Origin of the sequence: Streptomyces sp. H39-S7, assembly GCF_027158205.1 — a bacterium.
Taxonomy (GTDB): domain Bacteria; phylum Actinomycetota; class Actinomycetes; order Streptomycetales; family Streptomycetaceae; genus Actinacidiphila.
In genome coordinates, this window is sequence record NZ_JAPVLU010000019.1 from 153,500 (window position 1) to 168,704 (window position 15,205).

General features: G+C 73.4%; 15 protein-coding genes. 8 read left to right on the plus strand and 7 right to left on the minus strand.

The window, feature by feature from the left end; translation table 11 throughout:
* The first annotated feature begins 22 nt into the window (after positions 1-22).
* Positions 23-1,027, plus strand: coding sequence for a DMT family transporter (locus tag O3X23_RS20275; RefSeq protein WP_269272849.1), 1,005 nt, complete (start codon positions 23-25; stop codon positions 1,025-1,027).
* Positions 1,024-2,073 carry a S66 family peptidase gene (locus tag O3X23_RS20280; RefSeq protein WP_269272850.1) on the plus strand — a complete coding sequence of 350 codons (1,050 nt, stop codon included), beginning with the start codon at positions 1,024-1,026 and terminating at the stop codon, positions 2,071-2,073. The genes O3X23_RS20275 and O3X23_RS20280 overlap by 4 nt, the downstream gene beginning before the upstream one ends.
* A gap of 63 nt (positions 2,074-2,136) precedes the next feature.
* Here O3X23_RS20280 and O3X23_RS20285 read toward each other — a convergent pair whose 3' ends face one another.
* Entirely contained in the window at positions 2,137-3,171 is a 1,035-nt protein-coding gene (locus O3X23_RS20285) for an NADPH:quinone reductase (RefSeq protein WP_269272851.1), read from the minus strand.
* Between the two features lie 243 nt (positions 3,172-3,414).
* On the opposite strand from O3X23_RS20285, the gene O3X23_RS20290 reads away from it, so the two are divergent.
* Positions 3,415-3,894: a group II truncated hemoglobin gene (locus O3X23_RS20290; RefSeq protein WP_269272852.1), complete on the plus strand. Its 480-nt coding sequence runs from the start codon at positions 3,415-3,417 to the stop codon at positions 3,892-3,894.
* A gap of 54 nt (positions 3,895-3,948) precedes the next feature.
* Here the strand turns inward: O3X23_RS20290 and O3X23_RS20295 are convergent, their stop codons facing one another.
* From O3X23_RS20295 to O3X23_RS20305, 3 genes are all read right to left on the minus strand, one after another.
* Positions 3,949-4,338: a hypothetical protein gene (locus tag O3X23_RS20295; protein ID WP_269272853.1), complete on the minus strand. Its 390-nt coding sequence runs from the start codon at positions 4,336-4,338 to the stop codon at positions 3,949-3,951.
* Positions 4,339-4,464: 126 nt separating this feature from the next.
* The gene (locus O3X23_RS20300; RefSeq protein ID WP_269272854.1) at positions 4,465-5,352 is read right to left on the minus strand and encodes a Gfo/Idh/MocA family protein; all 888 of its coding nucleotides are present in this window, start codon (positions 5,350-5,352) and stop codon (positions 4,465-4,467) included.
* Positions 5,349-5,708 carry a 5-carboxymethyl-2-hydroxymuconate Delta-isomerase gene (locus O3X23_RS20305; protein WP_269272855.1) on the minus strand — a complete coding sequence of 120 codons (360 nt, stop codon included), beginning with the start codon at positions 5,706-5,708 and terminating at the stop codon, positions 5,349-5,351. The genes O3X23_RS20300 and O3X23_RS20305 overlap by 4 nt, the downstream gene beginning before the upstream one ends.
* Before the next feature lie 30 nt (positions 5,709-5,738).
* Here O3X23_RS20305 and O3X23_RS20310 point away from each other — a divergent pair, with 30 nt between their 5' ends.
* Together O3X23_RS20310 and glnII are read left to right on the plus strand one after the other, a co-directional pair.
* Positions 5,739-6,365, plus strand: coding sequence for a rhomboid-like protein (locus O3X23_RS20310; RefSeq protein WP_269272856.1), 627 nt, complete (start codon positions 5,739-5,741; stop codon positions 6,363-6,365).
* A gap of 129 nt (positions 6,366-6,494) precedes the next feature.
* Entirely contained in the window at positions 6,495-7,514 is a 1,020-nt protein-coding gene (gene glnII, locus O3X23_RS20315; RefSeq protein ID WP_269272857.1) for a glutamine synthetase, read from the plus strand.
* Positions 7,515-7,587: 73 nt separating this feature from the next.
* Here the strand turns inward: glnII and O3X23_RS20320 are convergent, their stop codons facing one another.
* The gene (locus tag O3X23_RS20320) at positions 7,588-9,780 is read right to left on the minus strand and encodes an MMPL family transporter (protein ID WP_269272858.1); all 2,193 of its coding nucleotides are present in this window, start codon (positions 9,778-9,780) and stop codon (positions 7,588-7,590) included.
* 228 nt (positions 9,781-10,008) lie between these two features.
* Between O3X23_RS20320 and O3X23_RS20325 the strand changes: the two genes are divergently transcribed.
* A complete protein-coding gene (locus O3X23_RS20325; protein WP_269272859.1) occupies positions 10,009-11,313 on the plus strand; it encodes a sensor histidine kinase in 1,305 nt (434 codons plus the stop codon).
* 17 nt (positions 11,314-11,330) lie between these two features.
* On the opposite strand, the gene O3X23_RS20330 is transcribed toward O3X23_RS20325, so the two are convergent.
* Positions 11,331-11,558 (minus strand): hypothetical protein, encoded by a 228-nt coding sequence (locus O3X23_RS20330; protein WP_269272860.1) that lies wholly within the window; start codon positions 11,556-11,558, stop codon positions 11,331-11,333.
* Positions 11,559-11,806: 248 nt separating this feature from the next.
* Between O3X23_RS20330 and O3X23_RS20335 the strand changes: the two genes are divergently transcribed.
* Positions 11,807-12,454: a LuxR C-terminal-related transcriptional regulator gene (locus O3X23_RS20335; protein ID WP_269272861.1), complete on the plus strand. Its 648-nt coding sequence runs from the start codon at positions 11,807-11,809 to the stop codon at positions 12,452-12,454.
* 36 nt (positions 12,455-12,490) lie between these two features.
* Here the strand turns inward: O3X23_RS20335 and O3X23_RS20340 are convergent, their stop codons facing one another.
* Positions 12,491-13,021 (minus strand): DUF1203 domain-containing protein, encoded by a 531-nt coding sequence (locus O3X23_RS20340; protein ID WP_269272862.1) that lies wholly within the window; start codon positions 13,019-13,021, stop codon positions 12,491-12,493.
* A gap of 332 nt (positions 13,022-13,353) precedes the next feature.
* Here O3X23_RS20340 and O3X23_RS20345 point away from each other — a divergent pair.
* On the plus strand, positions 13,354-15,205 hold a 1,852-nt coding region (locus O3X23_RS20345; RefSeq protein ID WP_269272863.1), incomplete at its 3' end, for a hypothetical protein.

Below are 15,205 nucleotides of genomic sequence, written 5' to 3' on the forward strand. Positions count from 1 at the left end.
GTCCGGCCCCTACTTTTCCGGCATGGACATCATGAAGGCGCGTGGGAAACGGGTACGGGACGGGCAGCGCTGGTGGGACGCGCTCGTGCTGCTCGCCGTGATCTGGGGCAGCAGCTTCCTGCTGATGAAGGTGGGGGTGGGCGTCCTGCCGCCCGCCTACGTGACGCTGGTGCGACTGCTCGTCGGCGCGGTGACGCTGCTGGTGTGGCTGCGGGCCACCGGAGCCCGGCTGCCGCGCGGCGCCCGGGGGTGGGGGCATCTCGCGGTGACCGGGGCGCTGGTGAACGTCGCGCCGTTCACCCTGTTCGCGTGGGGTGAGCAGCACGTCTCCTCGGTCGTCGCCGGGATCTTCAACGCCGCGACACCGCTGCTGACGATGCTGGTGGTGTCCGTCGTCCTGCCCGGGGAGCGGCCGGGCGGGCGCCGGCTGCTCGGGATGCCGATCGGCTTCGCGGGCGTCCTGGTGGTCCTCGGGGTGTGGCGCGGCGCCGACGGTTCGGACCTGGCGGGACAGCTGGCCTGCCTCGCGGCGGCCGGCTGCTACGCGGTGGGCTTCCCGTACGCACAGCGCTTCCTGGCGGGGCGCCCCGAGTCCACCGTCTCGCTCTCCGCCGCCCAGGTCGTGGTGGCGACGGCGGAGGCGGCCGTCCTGGCGCCGCTCGGCTCCGGCGGGCTGCCGGCCACCGGCCCCGACGGATGGTCGCCGTCCGCCGTCGTCGCCCTGCTGCTGCTCGGCGTGCTGGGCACCGGGGTGGCGTATCTGCTCAACTACCGCGTCATCCGGCGCGCGGGGGCTGTGGCCGCGTCGACCGTCACCTATCTGATGCCGCTGGTGGCGGTGGTGGCCGGGGTGGTGCTGCTGGGTGAGGGCATGACGTGGAACCAGCCGGTGGGCGCGCTCGTCGTGCTGCTGGGCGTCGCCGTCGGACGGCGGGGAGCGGGCGGCGGGGCCGCGGCCGCGGGGGTTCGCGCCCTGCCGAAATCGCCTCGCACGGCGCGTGCCCCCGCTACTACGCTCGGCCGATGACAAGCCCTCTGTATCCCGCCAAACCGCGTCCCGGTGACCGCGTCGCGGTGCTGTCCCCGTCGTCCGGACTGCCGGGCCTGCTCCCGCTGCCGTTCGACCTCGGGCTGAGCCGGTTGGAGAAGGAGTTCGACCTGCGGGTCGTGGAGTTTCCGGCGACCCGGCGGATGGGCTCCACCGCGCGGGAGCGGGCGGCCGATCTGCATGCCGCGTTCGCCGACCCGGAGATCAAGGCGGTGATCGCGAGCATCGGCGGCGACGACCAGATCACCGTACTGCCGTACCTGGACGACGAGTTGATCCGCGCCAACCCCAAGCCGTTCTTCGGCTGGAGCGACAACACCTGCCTGCTGCACCACTTGTACGGGCTCGGCATCGTCGGCTACCACGGCGGCTCGGTGATGGTGGAGTTCGGGCGGCCCGGGGCGATGCACCCGGCGACGGCGGACTCGCTGCGGGCCGCGCTGTTCACCACGGGCGCGTACGGGCTGACGCCGGTCGGTGAGTTCAACGAGGTCAACGGGGACTGGGCCGATCCGGCGACCTTCGTGGAGGCGCCGCGGATGACGCCCTGCGAGGGGTGGACCTGGCATCGGCCGGAGCGCGTGGTGGACGGCACGAGCTGGGGCGGGAACGTGGAGATCCTGTCGTGGCTGCTGATGGCGGGACGGGAGACGGCACCGGCCGAGAGCCACCGGGGCCAGGTGCTGTTCCTGGAGACGTCGGAGGAGATGCCGCAGGCGGAAGAGGTCTACCGGATCCTGCGGAGCATGGGCGAGCGCGGGCTGCTGCGGCAGTTTCCCGCGCTGTTGGTGGGAAGGGCGAGGGCCTGGCACATCGGCCGCCGCGACCAGCTCGACGCGGCGGGCCGGGAGCGCTACCGCGCCGATCAACGGGAGGCCGTCCTGCGGGCGCTGGCACAGTACGCGCCGGAGACGATGGCGGTCTTCGACGTGGATCTCGGGCACACCGACCCGCAGGTCGTCATCCCGTACGGCGGGCGGATCCGCGTCGACGGACCCGCCCGGCGCGTCACGGTCACCTACTGAGCCGTGGCTGTGGCTGTGGCCGTCTCCATGGCCGCTTCCGTGGCTGTTTCCGTGGTCTGGGGATCAGCCCGCGACCACGTCGATGAGGACCTTGCCGACCGCGTTGTCCTCGACGGCCGCGTGCGCGTCGCCCGTCTTCTCCAGCGGGAAGCGGTGCAGCGGCAGCCCGGCGTCCTCGCCGACGCGCAGCGCTCCATCGGCGACGGCGGCCGACACGTCGGCGACGGCGTTCGCCTTCGCCTGCTCCGGGACGGTGTAGACCAGGACGCCCTGCCAGCGCAGGTTGGGCACCATCGCCTGCCGGATCGGCACGGTGATCTCGTCACCACCGTTGTTGGCGTAGAACGCGACGACCGCGTTCGGCGCGGCTACGGCGTGGTCGATGGCGGCGTTCACGGCGGGGGCGACCTCGACGACGATGTCGACGCCCTCGGGTACCAGCAGCCGGATCGTCGCGGCGGCGTCCTGCGTGCGGTAGTCGATGACGTGGTGGGCGCCCGCGGCGCGGGCGAGTTCGGCCTTCCGCGTGCTGCTGACCGTCGTCACCACCGTGGCGCCGGCCCAGCGCGCCAGCTGAATCGCCGCGTTGCCGACCGCGCCCGCGCCGCCCGCGACCAGCACGGTGCGGCCGTCGAGGGAGCCGGGGGCGAGGCGGTCGGGTCCGCCGTCCGCGACCGTGAGGGTGCGGTGCGCGGTCAGCGCCGGGATGCCGAGGCTCGCGCCGAGGTCGAAGGACGCCCCGTCGGGCAGCGGCACCGCCTGCCGGCCGGGGAGCACCACGTACTCCTGCGCCGTGCCCTCGTCGCGCTGCCAGGCCGCTTCCCAGATCCACACCCGCTGCCCGACGCGCTCGGGAGCGACGCCGTCGCCCACCGCGTCGATCACCCCGGCGCCGTCCTGGTTCGGCACCTGCTCGGCGCCGTCGCCCGGCCCGCCGGTGGCTCCCCGGCGCGACTTCCAGTCCGTGGGATTGACGCCCGAGACGTGCACCCTGACCCGGACCTCCCCCGGTCCCGGCGCCGGGACGGGGCGCTCGGTCAGGGACAGGACGTCCGGTCCGCCGGTGGTGGTGTGAACGATCGCCTTCATAGCCGTCATACCCGGTTACAAGGCACGACGCCCGCGGCTTCTTCCCGCCGCCCTGCTCCGGAGGGCGGATTCCCGCCATCCGCTTGATCCGCCGACCGCGAACGGCCGGGGTTTCCGGGCCCCGGCGAGTGATCCTGGCCGAAGACCCCGCCGAGGACTCCCGGAGGGTCCTCCGATCCCGAGCGAAGGATGCCCGATGACCGTCGAACGCATGACCATGGAACGCACCTTTGCGGTGCCCGGGGACCGGGCATGAGCGCCGCGACCGGCGCGGGGGCCGGGGCCGACGAGGAGCGCGGCAGTTTCTACGAGGCGGTGGGCGGCATCGACGGCCTGCGCCGGCTGACCGAGTCCTTCTACGTGGTGGTCCGCGCCGATCCGCTGCTCGCGCCGGTCTTCGCGCACTTCACCCCGACGCACGTCGAGCACGTCGCGGTGTGGATGTCGGAGGTCTTCGGCGGCCCGGCCGGCTACACCGCCGAGCTGGGCGGCCACCCCGGTCTGATCCGCAACCACCTGGGACTGTCCATCACGGAGGAACAGCGCGCCCGCTGGGCCGAGTTGATGATCTCCACGGCGGCGAAGGAACTGCCCGACGACAAGCTGCTGCAGCAGCGCTTCGCCGAGTACATCGAGTGGGGGACGCGGATCGCGCGCTCGGTCTCGCAGCCCGGAGTCGAACCGGGCAGCCCCGGCCCGGTGCCGCAGTGGGGCTGGAACGGGCTGGTCTGACAGGGTGCGCCAACCGGACTGACGGCCCGGGACGTCGGCTGGGACCGGAACGACCTACGGCAGCGTCGCCGCCTCCACGAGGCCCCCGCCGGCCTCGGGTTCCGGCAGTGCGACGGCTCCCGCGCTCGGTGTGATGCGGGGCCGGCGCGGGGAGCGGTCGCCGGACGCACCGCCGTGTCCGCGGTGCACCAGGAGGCCGTTGACGGGGTCGGGTGCGGCGTCGAGCGCGGCCACGGTGCCGGGCAGCCCGCGCCAGGACTCCCACTGCCGTTCCTCACGGAAACTGACCTCGAACACGACGCCCCAGGAGCGGGCGTGCCACTCCCAGCTCAACGCGCCGTTGGTGACCGCCGATTCGATGAGCGACTCCGCATGGGCGTCGCGCCACCGCGCGGCGGAGGTCCTGGCGTTGAGGATCTCGATCGACCACCAGTCCGCAGCCATGCCTTCGACGATAGACACGCGGGCGGCGGACGGCTAGGTCCCGTCGTCAAACCGGCGCCCGCCCGGCGCGGGCCCGGCACCGGGCGCCGGGCGGGTCGGACAACCCCGCCCGGCACCCTGCCCGGCTCAGCTCTTGCCGAGCGCTTCCTCCACCGACGCGAGCGTCTCGGTGACGCGCAGCGCGAAGCGCGCGTCACAGGGGTGCGGCTGTCCGGTGCGGGCGGCGGTGATGAGGGCGTCGATCGCGTTCCGCAGCGCTTCCACCGCGCCTTCGCCGGGTTCCGGAGCCGTCACCACACCGCGCTCGCCGCGCAGCTCGACGGTGACTCCGGCGGCGGGTTCCGGTGCGGTCAGGCTGAGGGTGGCCGTGCTGGCCGCCCCGCCCGCGTGGCGCAGTGCCACATGGACGGTGTCGCCGCTGCCGCGGACGGCCGCGACGTCGGTGACGTCGCCGAAGACCGGGAGGAGCACCGACAGGGCGTGCGGCCCCACGTCCCACAGGCCGCCCTTCTCCCGGCGCCACGGGGAGGCGGCGAACGGGCTGTCGCCGCCGGCGAAGACCGAGCCGAGCCAGTCGGCGCGGCCGGTGAACCAGCCGCCCGCGGCGGCCTGCTGGTCGACCCACTCCCCCGTCGTCCGGTCGAAGCGGACGGTGAAGAAGACGACCGACGCGACCCCGGACGCCTCGACGGCCTCGACGACCGCGCGGGCCTCGTGGACGGTCGCCGCGAGCGGCTTGTCGAGCAGCAGGTGGCGGCCGGCCGCGGCGGCGCGGGCGGCCAGCGGCGCCTGGACATCCGGGGGCAGCGCGATCGCGACCGCGTCCACGTCCGCGATCAGGGCGTCCACGTCGTCGTAGGCGCGGGTGCCGAAGCGTGCCGCCAGGTCGGCCGCCACCTCGGGCCTGCGGCCCCACACCCCGGTGAACTCGACGTCGGGGTGGCCGCTGAGGGCGGGCGCGTGGGCGATCTCCGCCCAGGGGCCGGTGCCCAGCAGTCCTACGCGGAACGTCATGAGGAGTACCGCTGGTAGCTCGCCCGGCCGAGGTCACGGATCTCGACGGACGTGTGGACGGTCAGGCCGGGCGTCCCGGTCGTGTGCTCGCGGGCGAGCGCGAGGACGGCGGTGCTCAGTTCCAGCTTGGTCTCGGGGGTGCGGCCGTCCAGCAGGGCCACCTGGATGTGGATCATCGCCTCGTCGGTCCCGCCGTCCGAGATGACGATCTCGTCCAGTGGGCGGAAGCGGGTTTTGCAGCCGGACACCTGCGCGTCCGCGATCTTGGCGACCAGCGGGTGCAGGGCCTGTGCGAAGCCCTGGCGGTCGAAGGTGTCGGTGAGGGTGGCGGAGTAGTCCACGGCTATGTGCGGCATGTCCGCAGCGTACTCAGTGATGATGGACCGATGCCCCTCTTCGATCTCTCCGGACGCCGCCCCGGGACCGCCGGAAGTGCGAGCGCCCGCAAGCCCCCCTGGGCGGCCTCGGCCTATGTGACCGCCGTACAGTCCGGGGCGTACGCGCTGCGGCCGTTGCCGGAGCCGGACCGCGAGGCGGTGCTGCGCGCACACTCCACCAATGTCGACAATCTGCGGGCCGGTCGCTGGCACACCCTCCTGACCAGTGCCTTCCTGGTGGACCGACCGATCGATCCGGCGTACGGAGTGATACTGCTCGGCGTTCTCGGCGGCGCCGAGGCCGTCTGGGGGTCGCGCCGGACCGCCGCGGTGTTCGCGCTGGGCCATCTCGGGGCGAGCCTGTTGGTATACGGCGGGCTGCGCGCGACGGACGCCGCGAAGGAGACCACGTCGGCGGTGGACGTCGGAGCCAGCTACGGCCTGAACGCGGTGGTCGGGGCCGCGGTCGTCTCCCTCCCGAACCGCACCGCACGGGCGGTGGCGGCGGCCGGCGTGCTGGGGCTCGCCGTGCGACCCCTGATGCGTAAGGGGCGCACGTTCACCGACGCCGGACATCTGGCGGCTCTTCTGCTCGGTCTGGGCGCGGGTCACCGGGGTGCGTTCACACGGGGTTAACACAAGGGACACAGCCGGGAAAAACGTTCTTGCCATGCTGCCAGCGGCTCGATCAACGGCGCTCGGCCAAGACCCCTCGTTCAGTGCATCACCGCACCCGCGAAGACAGTGGCTTAAGGATGGCGCCCCGTGACCTACAAGGCTGAGTACATCTGGATCGACGGCACCTCGCCGACCGCCAAGCTTCGCTCCAAGACGAGGATCCTGGCCGACGGCGCCGAGCTCCCGACCTGGGGCTTCGACGGATCCAGCACCAACCAGGCCGTGGGTCACGCGTCGGACCGCGTGCTCAAGCCGGTGTTCTCCTGCCCGGACCCGATCCGCGGCGGCGATGACGTCCTCGTCATGTGCGAGGTGCTCAACACCGACATGACGCCGCACGAGAGCAACACCCGTGCGCTGCTCCGCCCGATCGCCGAGCAGTTCGAGGGCCAGGAGCCGATCTTCGGCATCGAGCAGGAGTACACCTTCTTCGACGGCTCGCGGCCGCTCGGCTTCCCGGTCAACGGCTTCCCGGCCGCGCAGGGCGGCTACTACTGCGGTGTCGGCTCCGACGAGATCTTCGGCCGCGACATCGTCGAGAAGCACCTCGAGAACTGTCTCGCCGCGGGCCTGGCGATCTCCGGCATCAACGCCGAGGTCATGCCCGGCCAGTGGGAGTTCCAGGTCGGCCCGGTCTCGCCGCTGGAGGTCTCCGACCAGCTGTGGATCGCGCGTTGGCTGCTGTACCGCACCGCCGAGGACTTCAACGTCTCCGCCACCCTCGACCCGAAGCCGGTCAAGGGCGACTGGAACGGCGCGGGCGCGCACACCAACTTCTCCACCAAGGCCATGCGCGAGGGCTACGAGCCGATCATCACCGCCTGCGAGTCCCTCGGTGAGGGCAGCAAGCCGCTCGACCACGTCAAGAACTACGGCGCCGGCATCGACGAGCGCCTGACCGGCCTGCACGAGACCGCCCCGTGGAACGAGTACAGCTACGGCGTCTCCGACCGCGGCGCCTCGGTCCGCATCCCGTGGCAGGTCGAGGTCGAGCAGAAGGGCTACATCGAGGACCGGCGTCCGAACGCGAACGTCGACCCGTACGTCGTGACCCGCCTCATCGTCGAGACCTGCTGCACCGCGCTGGAGAAGGCCGGCCAGGTCTGATCCGCTCCACCGGAACGTGCTGAACGGCCGAGGGGCCCGTCGACTCGACGGGCCCCTCGGCCGTTGCCGCAGGTCAGCGGAGCGCCTCCGCCGCGTACGCGTCCCGGATCGGCGGGACCGGGACGGCCGCCTCGCCGTGCGACACCTTCGGCAGCCAGTCCAGCCAGCGGGGCAGGTACCAGTTGCGCTCGCCGAGCAGGACCATCACCGACGGGAGCAGCAGGACCCGCACCACCGTGGCGTCCAGGAACACCGCCACGGCCAGGCCGACGCCCATCTGCTTCATGTCCTGCATCGACAGGGTGGCGAAGACCGCGAAGATGGCGACCATGATCGCGGCGGCGCTGGTGACCGCGCCCGCCGTGGAGCGCACCCCGTCGCGTACCGCCTCGGTGGTGCTGATCCCCCGGTCGCGGGCCTCGCGGATCCGGGAGACGACGAACACGTGGTAGTCCATCGACAGGCCGAACAGGACCACGAGGACGAACAGCGGCATCCAGCCCTCGATCGCGCCGACCGACTCCGTACCCACCAGGGACGCGCCCCAGCCGTGCTGGAAGACCGCGGTCATGACTCCGAACGCGGCGCCCACGGAGAGCAGGTTGAGAAGGATGGAGGTGACGGCGACCGTCACCGAGCGGAAGCTGAACAGCATCAGCAGGAACGTCACTCCCATGATGAAGACGAAGACCGGGACGATGCCCTTCTTCAGCTGGGCGTTGAAGTCGACGGAACCGGCCAGCTCTCCGGTGACGTAGGCGTGCTCCGCGACCGGGCCCAGCGTGTTCGGCACCAGGTCGTCGCGCAGGGTGGCGAGGGCGTGTTCCGAGACGGCGTCGCTGCCGTCCCCCGCGAGCGGCACCTCGATCACCGCGATGTCCTGGGCGGCGTGCACCGCGGTGGTGACGCCTTTGCCGAACTCGCCGGACGCGGCCGCCTTCGCCGTGAAGCCGGTGATCGCGGCCCGGACGCCGGGCGCCTCGATGTCCTGGGCCTGCACGACGATCCTGGCCGGCGCGGGACCGCCGGGGAAGGCCGTGGTGATCTGCTCGAACGCGGTGCGCAGCGGGGCGTCCGCCGGTACCTGCTTGTCCATCCCGAGCGACTCGGTGTGCATCCCCAGCGCGGGGACGGCCAGCGCCAGCAGCACTCCGGCGCCCAGCACCGCGAAGGTCTTGGGAGCGGCGATGACCGGCCGCAGCACGGCGCCGGAGACGCGGCCCGCCCGGCGGCGGGAGCGCGTCCCGCGGCCGAAGCGCGGCAGCCGGCCCCGCTCGACCCGGTCGCCGAGGAGCGACAGCAGGGCGGGGAGCACCGTCACGGAGCCGAGCATCGCGGTGAGCACGACGAGGATCGTCGCCATCGCGAAGCCCTTGAAGAGCAGCAGGCCGGACAGGAACATGCCCGCCATCGCGACCATGACCGTCAGCCCGGAGACCAGTACCGCCCGGCCGCTGGTGGCCGCGGCGATCCGCAGGGCGGTCTCCGCATCGTGTCCCGCCGCCCGCTCGTCCCGTTCGCGGCGCAGGTAGAACAGGCAGTAGTCGACACCGACGGCCAGGCCCATCAGCAGCATCACGGAGCTGGTGGACTCGAAGATGTGCAGCTTGTGGCTGCCGACCGCCAGCAGGCCGCTCGCCCCGATGAACGCGGTGACCGCGAGCCCGACCGGCAGCAGCGCCGCGACCAGGGCGCCGAAGGCGACCAGGAGGATGCCGAGCGCGAGCGGCACGGCCGTCCACTCGGCCTTCGCGAAGTCCTTGCTGATGATGTCGCCGAGCCACTTGCCGGCGCTGGCGTCCCCGAACTCGTCGATCTGGACGTCCTGGTGGCCGTCGCGCACCTTCTGCACCGCGTCGAGCACCGGCTGCACGCGGTCGCCCGCGTCCTCCGCCCTGCCCTTCATCTCGAAGCGGATCAGCGCGGCGCGGTCGTCCCGCGAGGGCAGCGCGGCCTGCACCCTGCCCACCTCGCCGGTGGCGCCGACCCCTTCGGCGACCGCCCGCGCCGCCGTCCTCCACTGCCCCGGCCCCTGGGAGCGGACCAGGACCATCTCGCCGGCCGGGTGCTCGAGGCCGTGCTCGGACAGGATCCTGTCCGCGGCGGCCGAATCGCCGGCGCCGTTCTCGTACGACTTCATCTCCGTCGTACCGACCATGCCGCCGATGACCGAGGCCACCACCACGAACAGCAGCCAGCCGATGATCGCCGTTCTGCGGTGGCCGGCGCTCCACGCACCGAGCCGTGCCGCGAGATTGTCCTTCATCCCGTCGCTCCCCCAAGGTTCCCGCCGGTTTCTCCGACCCCTTGAAGGTAGGAATCCGCGGCCGCCGGCCCCAGCCGTCCAGACCCCCGGTCCCGATGGTGTTGCCAGGTACACCCCAGAGGGGGGCCACCGCCAGTGACCTGCGCGGACGCCATCGGCAGACTGGGCGGTGCCAGGATGGTGGCGCACAGGCGTCGCCTACGGTCGACCGAACGGGGAGGGGCGGCCATGAACGTCCGCAACGCGGGACTCGCAGGGGTGAGGGCACTCGCCCTGGCGGTGCTGGGCCTCGCCGAATCGATCGTCCTCTTCGTGTTCTCCGTGCTGTCGATCGCCTTCGTCGTCCTCGGCATCGGGATCTTCACCACGCCGTTGGTGATCGGCCGGGTGCGGGCCGCGGCCGACCACCGCCGGGGGCTGGCGCTGCGCTGGTCGGGTGTCGAGATCGCCCGCCCCTACCGCCCCACGCCGGAGTTCGTGCCCGGGGTCGCCGGGCAGTGGCAGCGGCTGCAGTGGATCATCAGGGACCCCGCCACCTGGCGTGATCTGCAGTGGCTGCTGGTCGACATGACGGCGGGCACGATCCTCGCGTTCCTCACCGCCGGGCTGTTCCTGGAGGGCATCTTCGGCTGGGTGCTCGCCGCCTCCGTGTGGCGGCCGATCGTGTCGGCGGGCGGCACCTACTGGTACGCGTTCATCCCCGTCCACAACCAGACGACGGCCGTGCTGGCAGCCCTGCTCGGCAGCGTCTGGATCCTGCTCGGACTGCGCTTCGCCCCGACGCTGCTGCACCGGCACGCCCTGCTCACCCGGGCGTGCCTGGCCCCCACCCCGGCGGCGGTGGAGGAGGCGCTCAAGCGGCGGGTGGCCCGGCTGGCGGAGACCCGCTCCGACGCGGTCGACAGCTCCGCCGCCGAACTCCGGCGCATCGAACGGGACCTGCACGACGGCGCCCAGGCCCGGCTCGTCGCCATGGGCATGAACCTCAGCCTCGTCGAGCACCTCATCGAGCACGACCCGGCGAAGGCCCGGAAGATCCTCTCCGAGGCCCGGCAGTCCTCCGCCGACGCGCTCACCGAACTGCGCGACCTGGTGCGCGGCATCCACCCGCCGGTCCTCGCGGAACGCGGACTCGGCGACGCCGTCCGGGCGTTGGCGCTGCGCGGCGCGATCCCGACCGACGTCGCCGTCGACCTGCCCGGCCGCTTCGAGGCGCCGGTGGAGTCTGCGGCCTACTTCACCGTCTCCGAGCTCCTCACCAACGCCGCCAAGCACTCGGGCGCCGGGCGCGTCTGGATCGACCTGCGGCACGAGGGCGGCATGCTCCGCGTCTCGGTCACCGACGACGGCAGCGGCGCCGCCGATGTCTCGCGCGGCAGCGGGCTGCAGGGCATCGAACGCCGCCTCGGCGCCTTCGACGGCGTCCTGGCCGTGAACAGCCCGGTGGGCGGCCCGACGATGGTGACGATGGAGCTGCCGTGCGCGCCGGTCGCCCCGGCGCCCGAGGGGGGCCGGAAGGCCGGAACGGCCTGAGCTCCGGCCCTTCCGGGTCAGGGGCCGGTCAGGTCCCCGGTCCGGTCGGCGCACCTGTCCGCCGACCGGTCCCCGCTGAGGTCGCCGCACCTGGCCCGGCGCCAGGCGCGGCGCAGCCGGTCGAGTTCCGCCAGCTCCGCCCGGGTCCAGGCGCTGCCGGACCGCGACCGGACGAAGCGGCGGATGGCCTCGTTCGCCGCGGAGGCCGGGCTCTGCTCGGAGGCGGGCGGAGGAGGAGCGGACATGCCGTTCACTGTGCACCGGCGGTGTGACAGGCGTGTGAGCCGGGATTAAGAGCCGGATGAAGATTCGCTGTCGCGCGTGGGACGGGTGTGGACGGTGTGACGGGAGTGGTGGATCACGGATCGGTTGTCGGTACCGGCCGCTACGGTAAGCCGTATCCCATCAGCGCTGGCTGCGCCGGGAGGGCCCCGCCGACAGCGCGGCGGGGCCCAGCACCGTCCCGCCCCGCCCCGCTCACCATGGAGTTGCTGTGCGCGTCGTCCTCGCCGAAGACCTGTTCCTGCTGCGCGACGGACTGGTCCGGCTGCTGGAGGCGTACGACTTCGAGATCGCCGCCGCGGTCGACAACGGGCCGGAACTGCAGCGCGCCCTGGTGGAGTTGCGGCCGGACGTGGCGGTGGTGGACGTGCGGCTGCCGCCGTCGTTCACCGACGAGGGACTGCAGGCGGCGCTGTACGCCCGGCGCGAGATCCCCGGCCTCCCGGTGCTCGTCCTCTCCCAGCACGTGGAGCAGTTGTACGCCCGGGAGTTGCTGGCGGACGGCACCGGCGGGATCGGCTACCTGCTGAAGGACCGGGTGTTCGACGCGGGCCAGTTCGTCGACGCGGTGCGGCGGGTGGCCGGCGGCGGTACGGCGATGGATCCGCAGGTGATCTCGCAACTGCTGGCCCGCAATGTGCGCAACGAGCCGCTGGGACAGCTGACACCCCGCGAGAGCGAGGTCATGGCGCTGATGGCCGAGGGCCGGTCCAATGTCGCGATCGCGGAGCGGCTGGTGGTGACCGAGCGGGCCGTCGCCAAGCACACGTCCAACATCTTCGCCAAGCTCGATCTGCCGCTCTCCGAGGACGACAACCGCCGGGTGCTGGCCGTGCTGGCCTACCTGGACCGCTCCTGAGCGGGCGGGGCGGTGTCCGCGCCGCCGGCCGGAGCGTCACCCCACCCGGCGCACCGCGAACATGAAGCAGCCGTACTCCAGGGCCCGGACGTGCACCAGGGCGACCTCCGGGTCGGTGAACATCGCGGTCAGCTCCGCGTCCGCGGCGCCCGCGGCCACCTCGTCGTCGGTGAGCCGGACGTGCCGCCCGCCGAGGATGCGGCCGTCCGCGCTGTAGGCGCGGAAGACCCGGTCGGCGCCGTGCATCGCCACCGGATAGCCGGTCCCGGCGGGCGGCCCGGGGCAGGCGGCGGCGGCGGCGTGCACGAACACCGGTCCCAGCTCCAGGTACGGACCCGGGTCCGCACCCGTCTCCGCCGCCCAGTGGCGCAGCGGGGCGTAGGAGAGGAGCGCGAGCCGGTCGCCGGGCGCGGCGTGCCGCAGGCAGCAGCGCAGCGGCGATCCGCCTTCCTCATCGGTGCTCGACTCCGGTGCCCGGCCGGCGTCGTCGGTGTCCCGGAGGCGGACGAGCAGGGCCGGATCGATGGCGTCGGTACGGAAGGCCGTGGTCTCGTGCGTGATGGTCATGGGTCAACGATCGCTCCGGACGCGGCCGGTTTCCGGCGGGAATCGGACGTCGCGCTGACCGCCGGCGGGGCGGCGGGCGCGCGCCGCGGGCACGCGGCCGTCGCGGATAATGGCCGGCTTCCGGCGCCCTCCGGACGGCCCGCCCCGGGCCGCTTCCGGCCGTGCGGCTCGTCCCGCATTGAGTGACCATCGCACCAATCACTCGTTTGACGCCGTGTGGACACATCGGAAGAGACAGTTCTGCACTCTTTCGGGGGGCGCCGCCCCCCGACCATCCGCGCGGGTATCCGGTCGGCCGCCCGGCCCGGCGCAGCGCAACGGGGTGAGGCCCGGTGAAGGGCGAGGGGCCCCTGGAGGCCGGACCTGTGGAGGTCGAGGAGGCCGAGGCCTCGATCGTCGAGAACTATCCGCACCTCGTGCGGCTGGCGTACCTGACGCTGCCGGCCGCCCTCGGGCGGCACCGCAGGGTGCTGGCCGCGCACACCCTCGTGCAGCGGGCGCTGCCGCGCGGGCGGCGCACGCCCGATCCGGTCGCCGCCGACACCGGTGGCCCGCGCGGCGGCCCGCCCGATCCGGCGTACGCGCTGGTGCGCCAGGAGGTGCTGCGCGGTGCGGTGGCGCACGGCGTGGAGGAGGGGTGGCGGAAGCGGGTCCACGAGGCCCGCGACCGGCTGCCGCTGCCGCACGTGTGGGGGTTGCGGCTGCACCCCAGGGCGGGCGGCACGGACGAACTGGCCCTGGACCGTTCGCTCTCCGGACTCGGCAGCCCCGCGCGCGCCGCGTTCGCGCTGAGCGCGCTGGAGGGGCTGGCCGAACGCGAGGTCCGCAAGGCGCTGGCCGCGGCGGGCGTCACCGACCCCCGCGCCGCCGTCGTCGAGGCCGCCGCGGCCACCGTTGAGGGCAGCGAGGGCGCCGGGGCGGTCCGGGTGCTGCTCGGCGGGGGCGAGTTCGACCCGTGCACGGTACAGGCGCGGCCGACCGATCTGCTGCGCCGGCGCCAGCACCTGCGGGCCGCGGGCGTCGCGGTCGCGGCCGTGGTGGTCGCGGCGGTGCTGCTGCCGCTGGCCGGCTCGGGCGACGGCGGTTCCGGCTCGTACGCCGCCGGCTCGTACAGCGACGGTTCCTCCTCCGACGGGGCGCCCGCCGGGTCCGCGAGCCCGCTGGAGTCGTCGGCGCTGCTGCGGGCCGACGCGGCCCTGTGGGAGCACACGTCGCGGATGGACTTCACCGCCTGGCCCGCCCGGGGCGGCCGGAAGGACGACACCGCACTGCTGCGCCGCGCGCTCGCCGTGTGGTCGCGGCCGGGGGAACGGGTGCGGGTCTCGGCGACCCCCGGCACCTCGCGCGGCCTGCCCGCCCAGCCGCCCCAACTGCTGTACGCGGGCGACGTGGGCGAGGCGGCCGTGGTGGTGCTCCACGACGGGATGCGGATCGTCCGGTACGCGGAGCCGGGTGACGGCAGGGGCTTCGCCGCACTGGACTTCGCCCGGGTGGACGACGCGGACGTCACCACCGGCGCCGCCGTCGTCGTCGGCCGCGTCGACGGCAACACCCGCTTCCTGACCGCCCCCTGGGTCGACGAGGCGCAGACCCGCGATCTGCTCCAGCCCAACCGGCCCGGACAGCCGCTGCGCGTCGCGGCCGACGGGGTCACCGACCCTGTCCGCACGCCGGGCGCGGGCGCCCCGGAGGGCCAGTGCGGGACGGTGTGGCCGGTGCTCCAGTTCCGCTCCTCGGCGAAGATCGTGGAGCAGCACTCGTTCCTGTTGACCGATCTGGGTGATCTGACCCCGGTCCACCTCACGTACACCCCACCGCCGGGCGGCTCGGCCGCCCCGGCCCGGCAGCCGCGCGAGGCCACCGGGGCGCAGGCCCTGCTGAACTGGGCGCACAGCGCGTGCCGGCTCGGGGCGCTGCGGGGCCAGGGCGTCCGGGCCGTCAACAACTGGGAGTTCGCCGCACAGCGGCTGCCCGAGGGCGGCGCGCCCGCGTCCTGGGTGTGCACGCGCACGGACACCTGGCGCGGTGCCGGCTCCGCGATGGTGCAGTTCCAGCCGCCGGGCTCGTCGCCGACCGCGCTCGCGTCGGTGGCCGCCGAGGCGCAGGACACCAACGCCTGCAGCCGGTTCGGCCAGCATGTGCTGGCCGGTGTCATGTGGAAGTCCCCGGCGAGCAGGAACCAGT